The following is a 16,230-nucleotide window of genomic DNA, read 5'->3' as shown; positions in this document are numbered from 1 at the left end:
TCAGTCGAGCTTAAGCCACGTGGTCTTCAGCTCGCAGTATTGATCGTGCGCGTAGATCGACTTGTCGCGTCCCCCGAAGCCCGACTGCCCGAAGCCGCCGAACGGCGTCGTCAGGTCGCCTTCGCCGAAGCAGTTGACGGTCACGGTGCCTGCACGAATGCGCGCCGCCACCTTGTGAGCGTGATTGACATTGTCGGTCCACAGCGATGCCGCGAGGCCATAGCACGTATCGTTGGCGATGCGCACGGCCTCGTCGACGTCAGCATATTCGATAAAGCACACCACCGGGCCAAAGACCTCGTCGCGGGCGATGCTCATCTCCGGCGTGACCTGATCGATGATGGTCGGCTCGACGAACCAGCCGCCGGACTCCGCAAGCGTCGCCTGTCCGCCGCACACCACGCGCGCGCCCTCGGCCCGCGCCTTCTCGATGTGGCCCAGCACCTTGCGGTAATGCGCTTCCTCGATGAGCGAGCCGAGCTTCACATCGGGATCGAGCGGGTCGCCGGTCTTCCAGCCTTCCAGCACGGCCTGCATCTTCTGCAGCAAGGCCTCCTTGTGACTGGCATGCACGATGATGCGCGACCCGGCGCTGCAGTTCTCGCCCATGTTCCAGAACGCGGCGGCGACGGCCTGTTCCGCGACTGCATCGAGATTGGCGACGTCCGGCAGCACCACCTGCGGATTCTTGCCGCCGCATTCGAGCACGACGCGCTTCAGGTTGGTATCGGCGGAATAGCGCAGGAAACGCTTGCCCGTTTCGGTCGAACCGGTGAAGGCCACGAGGTCGATGTCGGCATGACAGCCGATTGCCTGCCCGGCGCTCTCACCCAGGCCCGTGACCACGCTCAGCACGCCCGACGGGACGCCCGCCTCGAGCGCGAGGTCGGCGATGCGCAAGGTAGACAGGGACGTCTGCTCGGCTGGCTTCACGATCACGCTGTTGCCCACCGAGAGCGCCGGCCCGACCTTCCAGGCCAGCATCAGCGCGGGAAAATTCCATGGCAACACCGCGCCGACGACACCGATCGGCTCGCGCGTGATCATGCTCACGACGCTCGCGCCCGACGGCGACAACGCGTCATAACGCTTGTCCGTGGCTTCAGCATGCCAGCGGATGCACGCCGCCGACTCGGGGATGTCGAGCCCCATGCACTCGCTGATCGGCTTGCCGGCTTCGAGCGCTTCGAGCAGCGCGAGCTCTTCGGCGTTGTCGTCGATGAGTTGCGCCAGACGCTGCAGCACCGCCTTGCGATGCGATGGCGCGGCCTTCGACCAGATGCCCGATTCGAAGGCCTCTCGCGCTGCTGCAACCGCGCGGTCCACGTCCTTCGCATCGCACTTGGCAATCGCGGCAAGCGCCTTGCCCGTCGAAGGATTGAGCGTATCGAAGGTTTCGTTCGACGCCGCGTTGCAGCGTGCCCCGGCAATCAGCGCGCGGCCATCGAGCGCCAGACCTTGTGCCTTGCTTGTCCATTCCTGGTGCGTCGTCATGTGTCTATCCTCACAGATTCAAAGCTCGGCGCCCGCCGAGAATTCCTTCATCCAGATCGCGGCGGTCACCGCGACATCGGCAATCGGCCGCATCGGCAACGAACGCGGATGCGGTTGTCGCAGCAGTTGATCGATCAACGCATGGGATTCGCCGAGCGCGTATTCGGCGATCAGCTTGCCCGATGCCGAACCGCGGCTCAACCCGAGACCATTGCAGCCGACCGCTTCGAACACGCCTTGCTCGCGCTGGCCGAACAACGCGCCATTGTTCGCCGACAGGCACAGCGCCCCGCCCCACGTGTATTGCAGCTCAACGTCCTTCAACATCGGAAAGCGCCGTTCGAACGAACGTTGATGCAGTTGTCGCGACTTCGCGAGATCGCCGTCCGAGACGGACAGGTTCGGCCGGAACGCAAAGTGGTTGCGAATGCAGATGCGGTGATTGGCGAGACGGCGCACGGTGGTGCCCATCGGATCGGCGGGAATCAGCGCCCACGACTGCATGCCGCCCAGCCGCGCGATCTCGTCGGGATTCATCGGCCGCGACATCGACGCGAACGTGTAGACCGGCAGCAGGCCGTTCGGATGGCCGCCGAAGGTCGCTGCATAGGCGTTGGTGCAGAGTACGACGCGCGCTGTCGTGATGCTGCCGCCGGCGAACTTCAGCAGCGTCGTTGCGCCGCGCGTGTCCATGCCCTTCACCGCGCTCAGCTCGAACACCGTCACGTTCGCGGGTTGCGTCGCAGCGAGACCGCGCATCAGCGCGGCCGGCTGAACCGTACTGCATCCCGGCGTGAACAGCGCGCTCTCGTAAAACGGCGTGCCCGTCACTTTCTCGATCGCGTTTTGATCGAGCCATTCGCACGCTTCGCCGATGCGTGCGAGGCCTTCCGCGAAATGCGTGAGCGCCGCATGTCCCTTCTTGTTGACCGACGCGTGATACTTGCCGTCGTCGCGCCAGTCGCAATCGATGCCATGCTGCCTCACGATCGAACGCACATAGTCGATACCGTGCCGTTGCAGACGGACATCGGCCTTGTCGGCCTCTACGCTGCGCGAATAACTCTCGCTGCTGATGTCGTGCGGCAGATCCACAAAGAAGCCCGAATTGCGGCCCGCCGTCGAGCGGCCGATACGATCGGCCTCGACGAGCGCGACGGATGCGTCCGGCGCGAGCTCGGCCAGCCGCCGCGCCGCACACAGCCCGGTAATGCCGCCGCCCACCACGACGTAGTCGAAAGCGTGTTCACCCGTCACGGTCCTCGCGGGCGCGGCGGGCGGCAGGCTTTCCCACCAGCCGTTGACGCCATCCGGGGCAGGCAGATGCGCGAACTCCAGTTTCGAGGCCATGCAGGTTCACTGAGCGTTGCGCAGCAAAGGTTGAACGAGCTTCGCGAAAGCGTTGCGCTCTTCGTCGTCGAGGGTGCCGAGCGGCGCGCGCGCATGACCCACACGCGTGCCCGCAAGCTCGCAGCCATAACGCACATACTGAATGAACTTGCCGCTGCGTTCGAGCAGTTCGAGCACGGGCAGCAACTGCGTCATGAGCTTGCGGCCTGCGTTGAAATCGCCTTGTTTCACGCAGGTTTCGAGCAGTTCCGTATGCGCTTCGGGCAGGAAGTTCGATGCGCCCGCCACCCAGCTCCGCACGCCCCACGCGAAGAACTCGAGCGCCTGGTCGTCCATGCCGCAACTGAGGACGAAGCGCTCGGGCAGTTGCGTCGCGAGATGATGGAGATGCGCGACATCGCCCGTGCTCTCCTTCATCGCGGCGAAGTTGGGACGCTCGAGCAGCTTCATGAGCACTTCATCGCCGATCGCGGTGCCGGTGCGTGCCGGGAAGTTATAGAGCATGACCGGAAGGTCGAGCGCATCGTCGATCTTCAGCAGATGCGTCAGCAATTCGTCCTGCGTCGGCTGCACGTAGTAAGGCGCAGCCACCAGCAGCGCGTCATAGCCCGCGCGCTTCGCCTCGCGACCGAGGCGCAGCACTTCAGTTGTGGTGGTTGCATTGATGCCCGCCGTGAGCCAGGTCTTGCCGCCCACCGCCTGCGCCACGGTATCGAATGTCTTCACGCGCTCGTCGAAGCTCAGCGCATAGTATTCGCCCGTGGTGCCGCCCACACCAAGTCCGGTCACGCGGCCGGCAAGATTCGCCGCATGCTTGCCGAGCATGTCGTGATCGATTTCGCCGTCGGCCTTGAACGGGGTGACCAGCGGGGTATGTACGCCTTCGAAGCTCATGATCGTCTCTCTGAAATAGGATCGTGCGTCGTCGTTTGCGATGCGTCAGACCAGCGCATCCGCACGCGTGTAAATCGGGAACCGCGCGCACAGTTCGCGCACCCGCGCGCGCACTGAACACTCCACCTGCGCGTCGCCGCCGCGATCGCGCACGAGCGCCGCGATGACTTGCAGGATCATTTCTCCAACCTCTTCGAACTCCGCGACGCCCAGGCCTCGCGTGTTGCCGGCCGGCGTCCCGAGGCGAATGCCGGAGGTGACGGTCGGGTTCTCGATATCGAACGGAATGCCGTTCTTGTTGCAGGTGACGCCGGCGCGCTCCAGCGCCTTCTCGGCCTGCGTGCCGGTGATGCCCTTGCTGCGCAGATCCACGAGCAGAGAGGGTTGTCGGTGCCGCCCGTGACGAGACGCAGGCCGCCTGCTTGCAGCACCTTGCCGAGCGCCTGTGCATTGCGCAGCATCCGCTCGATGTAAGCGCCGAATTCGGGCCGCAGCGCCTCGCCGAAGGCCACCGCCTTGCCCGCGATCACATGCATCAGCGAACCGCCCTGCGCGCCCGGAAACACGGCTGTATCGATCTTCTTCGCGAGGTCGGCGTGGTTGGTCAGGATGAAGCCGCCGCGCGGGCCGCGCAGTGTCTTGTGGGTCGTCGACGTGACCACGTCAGCGAACGGCAACGGGTTCTCATGCTTGCCCGCCGCGACGATGCCCGCGAACTGCGCCATGTCCACCATCAGCATCGCGCCGACGCGATCCGCTATGTCGCGGAACGCGGCAAAGTCCAGCGCACGCGGATAAGCAGAAGAGCCGGCGATGATCAGCTTCGGCCGATGTGTCTCGGCAAGACGCCGGACCGCGTCGTAATCGATGCGGAGCGTCTCCGGGCTCACGCCATACTGCACGGCGTTGAACCACTTGCCCGAGAGCGCGGGACGCGCGCCGTGCGTAAGATGGCCGCCCGCATCGGGCGACATGCCCATCACGGTGTCGCCCGGCGCCAGCAGCGCGAGGAGCACCGCAGTGTTCGCCTGCGCGCCGGAATGCGGTTGCACGTTGGCGAAGCCGGCATCGAACAGCGCCTTGACGCGATCGATGGCCAGCGCCTCGATCCGGTCCACGTGCTCGCAGCCGCCGTGATGGCGCTCGCCCGGATAGCCTTCCGCAATCTTGTTCGTCAGCACCGTGCCCTGCGCCTCGAGCACGGCGGACGACACGATGTTCTCCGATGCGATCAACTCGATCTGGCTCTGCTGGCGCCGCAGTTCGAGCGCGATCTCCGCAGCGATGACGGGATCGTGGCTCTGCAGGCTCTCGCCAAAGAAGCGCGCATGTGCGTTCACAGGAAGACTCCGCGTGGATCGTGCAGCGAATGGCAGGGCGTTGGCGTTACTGCGCCAGCCATGCCTTCAGTTTGTCGGGGTGCGCATCGACGAACTTCTTTGCGGCCGTCGCATAGTCGTTGGTGCTGTTGCCCTCGAACTCGATCGCTTCCACATCCGCGAGATTGAGCTTCAGATGCTTGAAGAAGACATCGGCGCGCGGGAACCTGCCTGCGAACTGCTTGGACGCGAATGCATGCACCTGTTCTTCGCCGCCGAGCGTGCCCTTCGGATCCTTCAGATAGCGCATCTGCCATTTCTGGAACAGCCAGTGCGGGCTCCACACGGTTGCGACGATCCATTGCTTCGACTGATAGGCACGCTGGATGGACGCGAGCATGCCCGCCTCGCTTGCGGATTGCAGGTGATAGCCAGAGAGGTCGTAGGCCTTGATGGTCTTCTCCGATGCCTGCATCAGTCCGCCGCCCGGTTCGATGCCCTGGATCACGCCGTTGAGCTGCTTCTGCACGTCGGGCTTCTTCAGGTCCTCGATGGACGACAGCTGCGACTCGGGCACATACGCCGGGACGGCCCAGCCGTTCTTGCCGCCCGTATAAATGATGCCGACGTCATCAAGATCGTTCTTGTAGCGCGCCACATACTGACCGTGCGTGACCGGCAGCCAGCCGCCCACCATGATGTCCAGGTCGCCGCGCGCGACGCCCTGATACTGGATGCCGATGTCCGCCTGCACGAATTGCACCGGCTGCTTCAGTTGCGTCTCGAGCACGTACTTCGCGACATTGGCGACGGCCAGCACGTCGGCCCAGTTGGTGACGGCGATCTTGAGAGGCTCGGCCGACATGGCCGGAGCGGACGCCACGCCGAAGGCGACGACAGCGGGCATCACCACCTTTGCGAGCACCGCCTTGATGGACAGGTTCTTCATTTCGACTCCGGATGGGTGGGTCTGCGTGTGGTCTGGTTCGCTAGTGCGCCGGTCGTTGCCGGCGCCTTTCTTCTCTCGGTCTTCTTTCAGGTCTGCGCCGCCTTGGAAGGCGTGACCGGCGTGGAGATGACCTTCTTCTTCTTTGCCTTCTTTGCCTTCTTTGCCTTGACGCCGAAGCTTTCCGTCAGACGGTCGAGGATGATCGCGAGCAGCACGACGCCGAGACCGCCTTCGAAGCCGATGCCGATGTCGAGCCGCTGGATGCCGCTCAATACGTATTCGCCGAGTCCGCCCGCACCGATCATCGATGCGACCACCACCATCGAGAGCGCCATCATGATGGTCTGGTTCACGCCTGCCATGATCGACGGCAACGCGTTGGGCAGCTGGATCTTCCACAGCAGCTGCGCATCGGTGCTGCCGAACGAGCGGCCTGCCTCGAGCAGTTCTTCGCGCACCTGGCGGATGCCGAGCGTGGTCAGGCGCACGACGGGCGGCATGGCGAACACGATGGTCGCGATCACGGCAGGCACGCATCCGAGACCGAACAGGATCACGGCGGGAATCAGATAGACGAACGCGGGCATCGTCTGCATGAAGTCGAGCAGTGAGCGCAGCACGACTTCGGCGCGATTGCTGCGCGCGCCCCAGATGCCGAGCGGCACGCCGATCACGAGACTGAAGAACGTCGCCGCAATCACCAGCGCGAGCGTGGAAACCGTCTGCGCCCAGAGGCCCATATAGTTGATCGCGTAGAGCGTCACGCCGACGAATGCCGAGAACACGACGCCCTTGCGCCACAGCGCGAGCGCCATCAGGATCACCAGCATCGCGATGAACGGGACCGCGCCCAGGCCATCTTCGAGCACCTTGATGACCGCGCCGAGTGCGGCGGAAAAGGCATCGAAACCGCCACGAAAATGTGAGAACAAGAAATTGACCGCGTCCTCGGCGAACTTGCCGAAAATCGAACTGCTCGAACCGTTCATGCTGCCCTCCGCTCCATGACCTGCTTGAGAATCGTGCGGCACGAGACGACGCCGGCGAGACGGCCTTGTTCGTCGGTGACGGGCACGTCGTGTTCCTGACTGAGTGCGATGGCCGCGAGCCGGTGCAGATCGGCGTCGAGCGGCACGGCGGCGACGTCGCGCAGCAAGGCTTCGCGAATCGGACGCGCGCCGCTCTTGTGCAGCGATGCGGGCGTCACGCATCCCTGATAGCGTCCGGCTTCGTCGCAGACATAGCCGCAGTCGGCGCCGCTGTCGATCAGGCTGTTCAGATAGCGTTCGGATGGTGCGCCGCCGTCGCAGGCAATCAGGCCGCGCTCGACCTTCGTGAGCAGGCTCGCTGCCGCGAGGAAGCGCGACACGTCGACGTTGCGGAAGAAGTCGCGCACGTAATCGTCGGCGGGCGATTGGATGAGTTCAGCGGGCGTGCCGACCTGAACCAGCCGGCCGTCTTTCATGATGCCGATGCGCCCGCCGATCTTCACGGCTTCCTCGATGTCATGCGAGATGAAGACGATCGTGCGCTGTTCTTCTTTCTGCAAGCGCAGCAGTTCGTTCTGCATCTCGAAGCGGATCAACGGGTCGAGCGCCGAGAACGCTTCGTCCATCAGGAGCACCGCGGGATTCACCGCGAGCGCTCGCGCCAGTCCGACGCGCTGCTGCATGCCGCCCGACAGTTCGCTCGGCAGCAATTTTTCGTAGGAACCCAGGCCGACGCGCGTCAACGCAGCGCGGGCAATGTCATATCGTTCCGATTTTTTCTTGCCGGCGACTTCGAGTCCGTACGCGATGTTGTCGATGACCGAGCGGTTCGGCAGCAGCGCAAAAGACTGGAACACCATTGCCATTTTTTCGCGGCGCACCGCGCGCAATTCGTTCACGTTCATCGGCGCAATGTCGCGGCCTTCGAGAATCACCTGACCCGAAGTCGGCTCGATCAGGCGATTGAGCAAGCGGACGAGCGTGGACTTGCCCGAGCCGGACAGTCCCATGATGACGAAGATTTCGCCCGCGTTGACCGCGAGGCTGACGTCATCGACCGCGACCATGTTGCCGGTCTGCGCGAAGATTTCGTTGCGGCCGAGGCCTTGTTTCAGGAGTTCCTGCGCACGCTCGGGCTTGGCGCCGAAGATCTTCGAGAGATTCTTGACCGTGAGGATCCCGGTCTGCGAAGCGGCGACGGATCGTGCCGAAGACAGGCTGTCCGGCTCTGCGGAACCGTCTTTGACAGGTCGCCCGGTGCGAGCGTCAGGTTCGGAATCATCGTTTCATTCCAGCTGGCAAGTTCGAAAAAACCGAAACGTTGGGGACGTGTGCCATATGCGTCCTTCGAGTACGATCCGGGTCGACAGCGCCGATCACATTCCGGCGTTCGTTGCGTTGGAATGAAGCGTAACTGGTCAATTTCGATCATCCACCGACATTTCCTGCGCCCTTTCCGATACTTCTGGTAATGGATTCCCGTGGTGCAGCGATGCAGGGAAACGGTGCGGGAGCGGGTGAATCGCTGGAAGCTTGTGTGGATGCGGCTTTGCGGGCGTCGAGCTTGAGCGGAAGCGGGTCTGGCGGGGTGAACTTGATGCGGCGGCGCTAGGGAATGCACCTAGACGGGCTGTCCTGCATGACTTTTCGTGAGGTTAAGGGCTCGGAAGCCGCGCACGAACGTGGTCCTTGCGCCGACGATATTCGTCCCGCGTTGCGGAAAAAACCGGTGTGGAACGTTCGGTCTTTTATCGCAATCGCTGCCTCGGGCAAGGCGGAACGAACGCTCTCCATGTATCCCCATGTATCTGCGAGGCCCCCGGATACACAGTGATGCCGAAGGACGTCCACCGGGACAAGCGCCCGATACATCCGCGCGCTTCAATACGCTCCACGCCAACCGGAAAGGAGAAACCTCATGTTCGATCGCATCAAGATCGCCGCCTTCGCTGCCGCCATGATCGCCGCCTTCGGAGCGGTGGCCGCGCTGACCGCCTTCGCATCGACGGGGGCCTCGTCCGAACCGGACCCGGCGCGGCAGATCGCGGTCCAGGCGCCGGAATTCACCGGCATCGACAACTGGCTCAACAGCGCGCCGCTGAATCTGAAGCAAATGCACGGAAAAGTCGTGCTGGTCGATTTCTGGACCTTCGACTGCATCAACTGCGCGCATACGCTGCCGCATGTGAAGGACTGGGATGCGCGTTATCGCGACAAGGGACTCGTGGTCGTGGGCGTGCATACGCCCGAGTACGGCTTCGAGCGCGACACCGGGAACCTGAAGAAGGCTATTCAACGCTACGGTATCGACTTTCCCGTTGCGCAGGACAATGCCTACGCGACGTGGAACGCCTACGGCAATCAGTATTGGCCTGCACTCTACCTGATCGACCAGGACGGCAAGATCGTGTACCGGCGCTATGGCGAGGGCGGTTATGCGGAGACCGAGGCGAAGATCAGGGAACTGCTGGGAGCGTGATCACGAGGCGCGTTCAGAAAAAAAGGCGTGCCCGCGGCACGCCTCTTATCTGGAACAAGCGGTTCCGCTTTTATTTAGCTATGGCGAGCGACGGCGGCATCGGCATCCTCATCCCGCGTCGCGCCCTTGGCGGGACGGCCCGCCCAATAGCCGGCCAGCATCGAGCCCGACAGGTTGTGCCACACCGAGAACAAGGCGCCCGGAAGCGCGGCGATCGGCGTGAAGTACAGCTTGCCAAGCGTCGCGGCAAGACCCGAATTCTGCATGCCGACTTCGATGGCAAGCGTGCGGCAAACAGCCTCGTCGAAACCGAGCAGACGTCCGCCCCAGTAACCGCCCAGCAGCCCGATGCCGTTGTGCAGCACCACGCCCAGAGCCACCACGAGACCGACCGAGGCAATGCTCTTCTGCGTACCGCCGACGACCGCCGCGATGATCAGCAGAATCGACACCATCGACACGAGCGGCAAGACCCATTCGATCTTGCGCACGATCTTGCCGAACAGATGATTGACGACGAGACCGACGACGATCGGCAGCGCCACGATCTGAACGATGCTCATCAACATGCCATGCACATCGACCACGATGGATGCATCGACGTACAGGCGCGTAAGCAGCGGCGTGGCGAACACGCCGACCAGCGTCGACAGTGCGCTGATCGTGACTGACAGCGCCACGTCGCCGCGCGCCAGATAGATCATCACGTTCGACGCGGTACCGCTCGCGACGCTGCCCACCAGCACCATGCCGGCCGTCAGGTCGGGAGGCATGCGCAGCGCCTTGGCGATGACCCAGGCGGCGAGCGGCATGACGAGGTAATGCAGAACGATGCCGGCAATCACGGGCGCGGGACGCGTGAACACGCGCCGGAAATCGTCGAGGGAAAGCGTGACGCCCATCGACAACATGATGATGGTCAGAAGCGTCGTGACGTGCGGTGCGATGCCCGTCACGGACGAAGGCTCGGCATAGGCAGCGATGGAAACCAGCACGGCCCAGAGCGGAAAAAGGCGGGTGATGCGGGCAAACATGAAAACAATCCTCGAAAGTCGTATGGGTAGCGTTTCGTGCCTTCCTGGCGGAACCGCGGTGGCTGCCGCGGCGCCGGGGGCGCCGGCTGCGCAGGAACGATCGTGTGATCTCGTGCGAAACAAATGGGGCCATGCGCAGCAAGATTGCCCTCGTGGGGCGGCCGCCTGGGCACCTGGGCTGCCTGATCGCCGTGCCGTCAGGCGCGGATCGCGCGCGGTGCGGCAAGAAAAATCCATCAGGCGCCGCATTTTACCTGTCGGCGCGGTTCTATTCTGAATTCGCTTAATTCCGACGCCGCTTGCGTCGATACGGGCCGTTCCGTTTTTTAATTTCCCGCTAATTCGTTTCGTTCATGCTGCGCAAGAACGAAGACTCATGGCGCGAATGCCAGCCCCATGAGTCGTCCGGTGATCACAACAAGGAGATCGTCATGTCACCAATCGCAATCCTTCAGGGCACGCCGACCTGGGTCTGGGTGCTGCTCGCCTTTCTTCTATATCGCGGAATCAAGGCATTACAGACCAGCACCGCGCCGCTTTCGAAACTCGCCGTGGTGCCGCTGATCTTCGCCGGCCTGGGTATTGCGCATCTGACGTCGGACCCGTTCGCCGGCTGGAGCGCCGTCCTGGCGTGGATCATCGGTGTCGGAGCAGGTATCGCGGGCGGCATGTTCACCGCGAGCCGTTCGCGTTTCATCGTCGATCCGATTGCGCGCACCGTGATGCTGCCGGGCTCTTTCGTTCCGCTTGTGCTGATCGCCGTCATCTTCATCGCCAAGTTCTGGATCGGCTTTGAAATGGCCACGACGATGCTTGCCACCTCGCTCGTCCACTATGCGTCGCTCGAAGCGGCCATATCGGGACTCGTTGCAGGCATGTTCGGAGGACGCTTCATCACCTACTGGCGCGGGCTCGATGCGTGCCGTCCGGCCGCCGCTTGATGGTGCGCACGACGTTGCTCCAGACAGTCCGATGCAAATGGCGTCAAACTTGTTACTCCCGAACCGCGCGTCACAGCCTCACACTGGCGCAACACTCACGGTCTTGTTCAGGAGGAGACACACGTCATGACTGCATCGGACGAAAACGCAGGGAACGGCCCGCAACCGGCCATGCAAACGCCGGCGGTTGTCTCGCCGGCTGAATGGGAGGCGGCGCGCGATCGGCTCCTCGTGAAGGAAAAGGAACACACTCGCGCACGCGACGCGCTTGCCGCTGAACGTCGCCGCATGCCATGGATGGCCGTGAAAGCGGATTACCAGTTCGAAACGCCCGAAGGCACGCGAAGCCTGCTTGATCTCTTCGATGGAAGGCGTCAGTTGATCGTTTATCGCGCGTTCTTCGAGCCGGGCGTTTTCGGCTGGCCCGATCATGCCTGCCGCGGCTGCTCGATGGTCGCGGACCAGGTCGCGCATCCTGCCCACCTGAATGCGCGCGACACGACGCTGGTGTTTGCATCGCGCGCGCCGCAGGAAGACATCACAAGACTGAAGCAACGCATGGGATGGGACATACCGTGGGTCACCATCACGGATCAGTTCGACAAGGACTTCGCCGTGGACGAATGGCACGGCACGAATGTCTTCTTCCGCGACGGCGACACCCTGTACCGAACCTACTTCATCAACAATCGCGGCGATGAACAGATGGGCAATACCTGGAACTACCTCGACATCACGCCGCTGGGCCGTCAGGAACTCTGGGAAGACTCACCTGAAGGTTACCCGCAGACCCCCACCTATAAATGGTGGAACTGGCATGACAGCTACTCAGCGGATGCCCAGCTCGACAGAAAATGGGTCGAAGTGTCGGACGCGGGCGAAGCCGCATTCCGTGCGGAAAGCGCAAAGAAAAAACAATAAGTCGAAAATACCGTTTGCCAGAAGGGCGGCTTGGTAGCCGCCCTTTTTCATCTAAAGAATCCGCCAAACGTTTCCGTTATCGAAACTATCCGCGATGCAAGCTCATCGCACATGGCCTCTCGCACCAGCCGGCACCCCCCGCCGCTTTCGCCAGGACGCCCCTTCCGTCCAATCCATCCCTGGAAATTTTTGCAATGAAGAACTCGTTGGCCGCGCTTGCGGCCCTCGCCGGCACGCTTGCCGCGCTTGCCACGCCGCTTGCGCACGCTCGCGAAATCTATGGTCAGATCGGCACCGAAGGCGTCGGCCTGGGCTACTCCGAACCGCTCGGCACCCGCGACAATGTGCGCGCCGAGTTCAACGGATTTCGTTTTTCGCATGACTTCAATGCCGGCGGCCTGCATTACGACGGAACGGCGAGCATTTATCACGGCGGCTTTTATTTCGATTTTTTTCCGGCGCCTGACACCGTCGGTTTTCGCATCACAGCCGGCGCGCTCGTCGGCGGCGATAACGTCGATGCCACCGCGACCAGCATGAACGGCACGTACACCATCAATGGCGTGCAGTATTCGACGCTCGGGCAAAGCATTCACGCGAAGGCGCGCTTCCCGACAGTCCGTCCTTATCTCGGCATTGGTTTCGGCCACACGCCGGTTGCGCAAAAGGGCTTCTCGGCCTTCTTCGATGCCGGCGTCGCGTACGGCCGCCCGCACATCGACTTCGACGTGCCCGCCGATATCGTCGCTGAAGCAGGACAGGCAAACGTCGACGCGGAAAAACAGGATCTGCAGAACAAGGCCGACAAGCTGCGCTTCTTCCCGATCGTGAAGGTTGGCGTCACGTATCGCTTCTGAGCGCGTGTCGCGCTCGTTTCCACGCGGATGTTCCGAACCAGGCACGCACTTTGTTTTCGCTCGTCGTCCAGGCTCAACGAAGATTGGTGCGCGCCAGTTCGATGATCTCGTCGCCGCGGCCGCTCAGGATAGCTCGCAGCATATAGAGGCTGAACCCCTTCGCCTGCGAGAGCTCGATAGTCGGCGGAAGCGAGAGTTCATGCTTGGACGTCACCACATCCACGACCGCCGGCCCCGCGTGCGCGAACGCGTCGCGCAGCGCGCTCTCGAGTTGTTCCGATTCCTCGACGCGCACTGACCAGATTCCCGCTCCCTTTGCGATCTGCGAAAAATCGGTCTTGCTCAGATCCACGTTCGTATCGACGTAGCCCGCCGCTTTCAATTCCATCGATACGAATCCGAGCAGGCTGTTGTTGAATACGACGACCTTGATCGGCAACTCGAGTTGCACGGCGCTCAGCAGATCACCGAGCAGCATGGCGAGACCGCCATCGCCCGACAGGGACACCACCTGACGCTGCGGATGCGCCGCCTGCGCCCCGAGCGCCTGTGGCATCGCATTGGCCATGGAGCCGTGATTGAACGACCCATGCAACTGGCGCTTGCCATTCATCGTCAGATAGCGCGCGGCCCACAGCGTCGGCGTGCCGACATCCGCCGTGAAGATCGCATCTTCGGCGGCGATGTCGTCGACCAGCTTGGTCAGGTACTGCGGATGAATCGGCCGGCCCGGAGCGGAAGGCGTGGCGAGATCGTCGAGCCCCTTGCGGGCGCTCGCATAATGCTTGAGCGCATTGTCGAGAAAGCGTCGTTCGTCCTTGCGCGTGAGTTTCGGCAGCAGCGCCGTGAGCGTTTCCTTGACAGTGCCGACCACACCCATCTCCAACTGCGCGCGACGCCCCAGTTGCGAACCGCGCCAGTCGATCTGGACTATCTTCGCGTTCGGCGGATAGAACGGACGATAGGGAAAGTCGCAGCCGAGCAGAAGCAGCGTGTCGCAATTCATCATCGCGTGATACCCGGAGCTGAAGCCGATGAGACCCGTCATGCCGACATCGAATGGATTGTCATACTCGATGAACTGCTTGCCGCGCAGCGCATGCACGACAGGCGCACCGAGCGTGTCCGCCAGCGTCACGACTTCATCGTGCGATCCTGCAACGCCGCTGCCGCACATGATCGTCACCGCCTCGCAGCCGTTGAGGAGGCCGGCCAGCTTGTCGAGTTCGGTGTCGGAAGGAACGATCGCGCCGGGTGCGCTCGCCGTCCAACGAGGCTCGATACCTGGGCCCTCGCTCAACGCGACATCGCCGGGCAGCACGATCACCGCGACGCCGCGCTGATCCAGCGCCGCGCGCATCGCCCGTTCGAGCACGCGGGGAAACTGCGATGCGTTCGCCACGAGTTCGACGAAATGACTGCATTCCCTGAACAATTCCTGCGGGTGCGTTTCCTGGAAATAGTTGAGGCCGATTTCCGTCGACGGAATGTGCGCGGCAATGGCGAGCACCGGCTGATGGTTGCGGTGACAGTCGTAGAGCCCGTTGATCAGGTGAAGATTGCCCGGCCCGCAACTGCCCGCGCAGACGGCCAGCTTGCCGGTCGTCGCGGCGTCGGCCCCGGCAGCGAACGCGGCGGCCTCCTCGTGCCGGGTATGCATCCAGCGGATCGAACCAACCCGATCCAGGCTGAAGGCGAGTCCGTTGAGGCTGTCGCCCGTGACGCCCCAGATGCGCTCGACACCGGCTGCGGCAAGCGTCCTTGCGAGGTAATCGGCGATGGTTTTAGTGGCCATGTTTGCTCCATGCGTGGAAAGGGATGCCGGGAGATGGCGCAGTCGTGCGGACTCGGAGCGCAACGAGCCACAAACGAGCGACGGCTCGTTGAATGCACGATGCAAAATGCAGACGCAAGTGTATGCCGGCTCTGTGAATATTGTCTTGTACCTTGCCTGCAGCGCGTCACGGCGAGTGAACGGATCCTGCCCTACGATCCGAAGAGGCGGTAAATCGGGCATTTTGAATACGTAATGCCCGATTGCCTTCTGCATGCAAAATGTAAAAGGGCGAATAGCCTCAGGGCTCGTCGCCCTGCGCTATCCGCCCTCCTTCATGGCCCTGGCGGGCCTTCAGGCTACCGCGACGTGCTATGCGTCACGCACCCTTGCGAACGTTGTCCGGCAGATCGCGGCCGTGATACTTCTTGTAGATCGTGTTCAGGTTGCCGTTCTTCATGTTCGTGCCCACCCAGTTGTTCACCCATTCCTTCAGACGCGGCTGATCCTTGTTCATCGCAATCCCGAGATCGAAATTCTTCTGCTCGAACTTCATCTCGATGTTGCGCTGAGGCGCGCGGTGCTGCATTTCCTGCAGGTTCGACGGTGTGCTCGAGAACACGTCGATCTGACCCGTCACCATCGAGGTGATGAGCGTTGCATCGTCTTCATAACGCTGGATCTGCGCGCCCTTTGCCTGCTGCGTCGTGAGCGTGTCGTTCACGGTTGCGCGCGTGAGACCGATGGTCTTGCCGTCGAGATCGGCATAGTCCTTCACCTTGATGGATTTCAAGCCGCCGACGATGATCGTGATCACCGCATAAGGATTCGAGAAGTCGACCACCTTTGCGCGTTCCGGCGTGATCGACAAGTCGGCGATCACGAGGTCCGCCCGCTTGGCTTGCAGCGTCGGGATGCGCGCGGCATTGGTGATCTGCACCAGTTCGAGTTTCACGCCGAGATCCTTGGCGAGCGCGGCGGCAGTATCCACGTCCGATCCAGCGGGCTTCAGGTTCTCGTCGGCATAGCTGAACAGCGGCGTGCCCATTGCAATGGCGACGCGCACGACGCCGGCCTTCTTGATGTCGTCGAGCTGGTCGGCCATGGCGCTGTGCACCGCGCCTGCCAGCATCAGCGTGGCAAGGGCCGCGCGTGCAAGGATAGTCTTGGCTTTCAAGTTACGTCTCCGTCGTTATGGTTGTTGCGTGGATTGATGCGTGAGTCGAATG

Annotated in this window: 12 protein-coding genes and 2 pseudogenes; 4 read left to right on the top strand and 10 right to left on the bottom strand. The window is 62.7% G+C overall.

Annotation, left to right across the window (positions count from 1 at the left end):
• The 7 genes and pseudogenes from QCE64_RS22925 to QCE64_RS22895 form a co-directional block, all read right to left on the bottom strand.
• Positions 1-1,494 (bottom strand): aldehyde dehydrogenase, encoded by a 1,494-nt coding sequence (locus QCE64_RS22925; RefSeq protein ID WP_309933445.1) that lies wholly within the window; start codon positions 1,492-1,494, stop codon positions 1-3.
• 18 nt (positions 1,495-1,512) lie between these two features.
• Complete coding sequence (locus tag QCE64_RS22920) at positions 1,513-2,844, bottom strand: FAD-binding oxidoreductase (RefSeq protein ID WP_309923876.1); 1,332 nt, start codon at positions 2,842-2,844, stop codon at positions 1,513-1,515.
• 6 nt (positions 2,845-2,850) lie between these two features.
• Complete coding sequence (locus QCE64_RS22915; RefSeq protein WP_310006419.1) at positions 2,851-3,738, bottom strand: dihydrodipicolinate synthase family protein; 888 nt, start codon at positions 3,736-3,738, stop codon at positions 2,851-2,853.
• A 45-nt stretch (positions 3,739-3,783) separates the two neighbouring features.
• Positions 3,784-5,078, bottom strand: a pseudogene (gene glyA, locus QCE64_RS22910) (serine hydroxymethyltransferase).
• Positions 5,079-5,124: 46 nt separating this feature from the next.
• Positions 5,125-6,006 (bottom strand): glycine betaine ABC transporter substrate-binding protein, encoded by an 882-nt coding sequence (locus QCE64_RS22905; protein ID WP_310006417.1) that lies wholly within the window; start codon positions 6,004-6,006, stop codon positions 5,125-5,127.
• Positions 6,007-6,092: 86 nt separating this feature from the next.
• Positions 6,093-6,995: a proline/glycine betaine ABC transporter permease gene (locus QCE64_RS22900; protein ID WP_310006416.1), complete on the bottom strand. Its 903-nt coding sequence runs from the start codon at positions 6,993-6,995 to the stop codon at positions 6,093-6,095.
• Positions 6,992-8,277: pseudogene (locus tag QCE64_RS22895) on the bottom strand (glycine betaine/L-proline ABC transporter ATP-binding protein). The gene QCE64_RS22900 and the pseudogene QCE64_RS22895 overlap by 4 nt, the downstream one beginning before the upstream one ends.
• A gap of 636 nt (positions 8,278-8,913) precedes the next feature.
• On the opposite strand from QCE64_RS22895, the gene QCE64_RS22890 reads away from it, so the two are divergent.
• Positions 8,914-9,474, top strand: coding sequence for a thioredoxin family protein (locus QCE64_RS22890; RefSeq protein ID WP_309933437.1), 561 nt, complete (start codon positions 8,914-8,916; stop codon positions 9,472-9,474).
• Between the two features lie 74 nt (positions 9,475-9,548).
• Here the strand turns inward: QCE64_RS22890 and QCE64_RS22885 are convergent, their stop codons facing one another.
• Entirely contained in the window at positions 9,549-10,508 is a 960-nt protein-coding gene (locus tag QCE64_RS22885; RefSeq protein WP_310006414.1) for a bile acid:sodium symporter family protein, read from the bottom strand.
• A gap of 431 nt (positions 10,509-10,939) precedes the next feature.
• Between QCE64_RS22885 and QCE64_RS22880 the strand changes: the two genes are divergently transcribed.
• The 3 genes from QCE64_RS22880 to QCE64_RS22870 all read left to right on the top strand — a co-directional run bounded on the left by QCE64_RS22880 (position 10,940) and on the right by QCE64_RS22870 (position 13,227).
• A complete protein-coding gene (locus tag QCE64_RS22880; protein ID WP_310006412.1) occupies positions 10,940-11,449 on the top strand; it encodes a DUF6622 family protein in 510 nt (169 codons plus the stop codon).
• A 126-nt stretch (positions 11,450-11,575) separates the two neighbouring features.
• Entirely contained in the window at positions 11,576-12,370 is a 795-nt protein-coding gene (locus QCE64_RS22875) for a DUF899 domain-containing protein (protein WP_310006410.1), read from the top strand.
• Positions 12,304-13,227, top strand: a complete 924-nt coding sequence (locus QCE64_RS22870) for a hypothetical protein (protein WP_309933430.1) — start codon at positions 12,304-12,306, stop codon at positions 13,225-13,227. Before QCE64_RS22875 ends, QCE64_RS22870 begins: the two co-directional genes overlap by 67 nt.
• A 73-nt stretch (positions 13,228-13,300) precedes the next feature.
• On the opposite strand, the gene poxB is transcribed toward QCE64_RS22870, so the two are convergent.
• Entirely contained in the window at positions 13,301-15,022 is a 1,722-nt protein-coding gene (gene poxB, locus QCE64_RS22865; RefSeq protein WP_310006408.1) for a ubiquinone-dependent pyruvate dehydrogenase, read from the bottom strand.
• A gap of 358 nt (positions 15,023-15,380) precedes the next feature.
• Complete coding sequence (locus tag QCE64_RS22860; protein ID WP_309923852.1) at positions 15,381-16,178, bottom strand: transporter substrate-binding domain-containing protein; 798 nt, start codon at positions 16,176-16,178, stop codon at positions 15,381-15,383.
• Between the last annotated feature and the right edge of the window lie 52 nt (positions 16,179-16,230).

This window comes from Caballeronia sp. LZ043, from assembly GCF_031451075.1.
GTDB lineage: Bacteria > Pseudomonadota > Gammaproteobacteria > Burkholderiales > Burkholderiaceae > Caballeronia.
The sequence above is the reverse complement of the archived record's forward strand: the minus strand, read 5'-3'. Positions and strand labels throughout refer to the sequence as shown.

Excerpts from the sequence above, each read along its gene's own strand:
- QCE64_RS22925 (WP_309933445.1), bottom strand. The coding sequence starts at position 1,494 with ATGACGACGCACCAGGAATGGACAAGCAAGGCACAAGGTCTGGCGCTC.
- QCE64_RS22920 (WP_309923876.1), bottom strand. The coding sequence starts at position 2,844 with ATGGCCTCGAAACTGGAGTTCGCGCATCTGCCTGCCCCGGATGGCGTC.
- QCE64_RS22915 (WP_310006419.1), bottom strand. The coding sequence starts at position 3,738 with ATGAGCTTCGAAGGCGTACATACCCCGCTGGTCACCCCGTTCAAGGCC.
- QCE64_RS22905 (WP_310006417.1), bottom strand. The coding sequence starts at position 6,006 with ATGAAGAACCTGTCCATCAAGGCGGTGCTCGCAAAGGTGGTGATGCCC.
- QCE64_RS22900 (WP_310006416.1), bottom strand. The coding sequence starts at position 6,995 with ATGAACGGTTCGAGCAGTTCGATTTTCGGCAAGTTCGCCGAGGACGCG.
- QCE64_RS22890 (WP_309933437.1), top strand. The coding sequence starts at position 8,914 with ATGTTCGATCGCATCAAGATCGCCGCCTTCGCTGCCGCCATGATCGCC.
- QCE64_RS22885 (WP_310006414.1), bottom strand. The coding sequence starts at position 10,508 with ATGTTTGCCCGCATCACCCGCCTTTTTCCGCTCTGGGCCGTGCTGGTT.
- QCE64_RS22880 (WP_310006412.1), top strand. The coding sequence starts at position 10,940 with ATGTCACCAATCGCAATCCTTCAGGGCACGCCGACCTGGGTCTGGGTG.
- QCE64_RS22875 (WP_310006410.1), top strand. The coding sequence starts at position 11,576 with ATGACTGCATCGGACGAAAACGCAGGGAACGGCCCGCAACCGGCCATG.
- QCE64_RS22870 (WP_309933430.1), top strand. The coding sequence starts at position 12,304 with ATGGGTCGAAGTGTCGGACGCGGGCGAAGCCGCATTCCGTGCGGAAAG.
- poxB (WP_310006408.1), bottom strand. The coding sequence starts at position 15,022 with ATGGCCACTAAAACCATCGCCGATTACCTCGCAAGGACGCTTGCCGCA.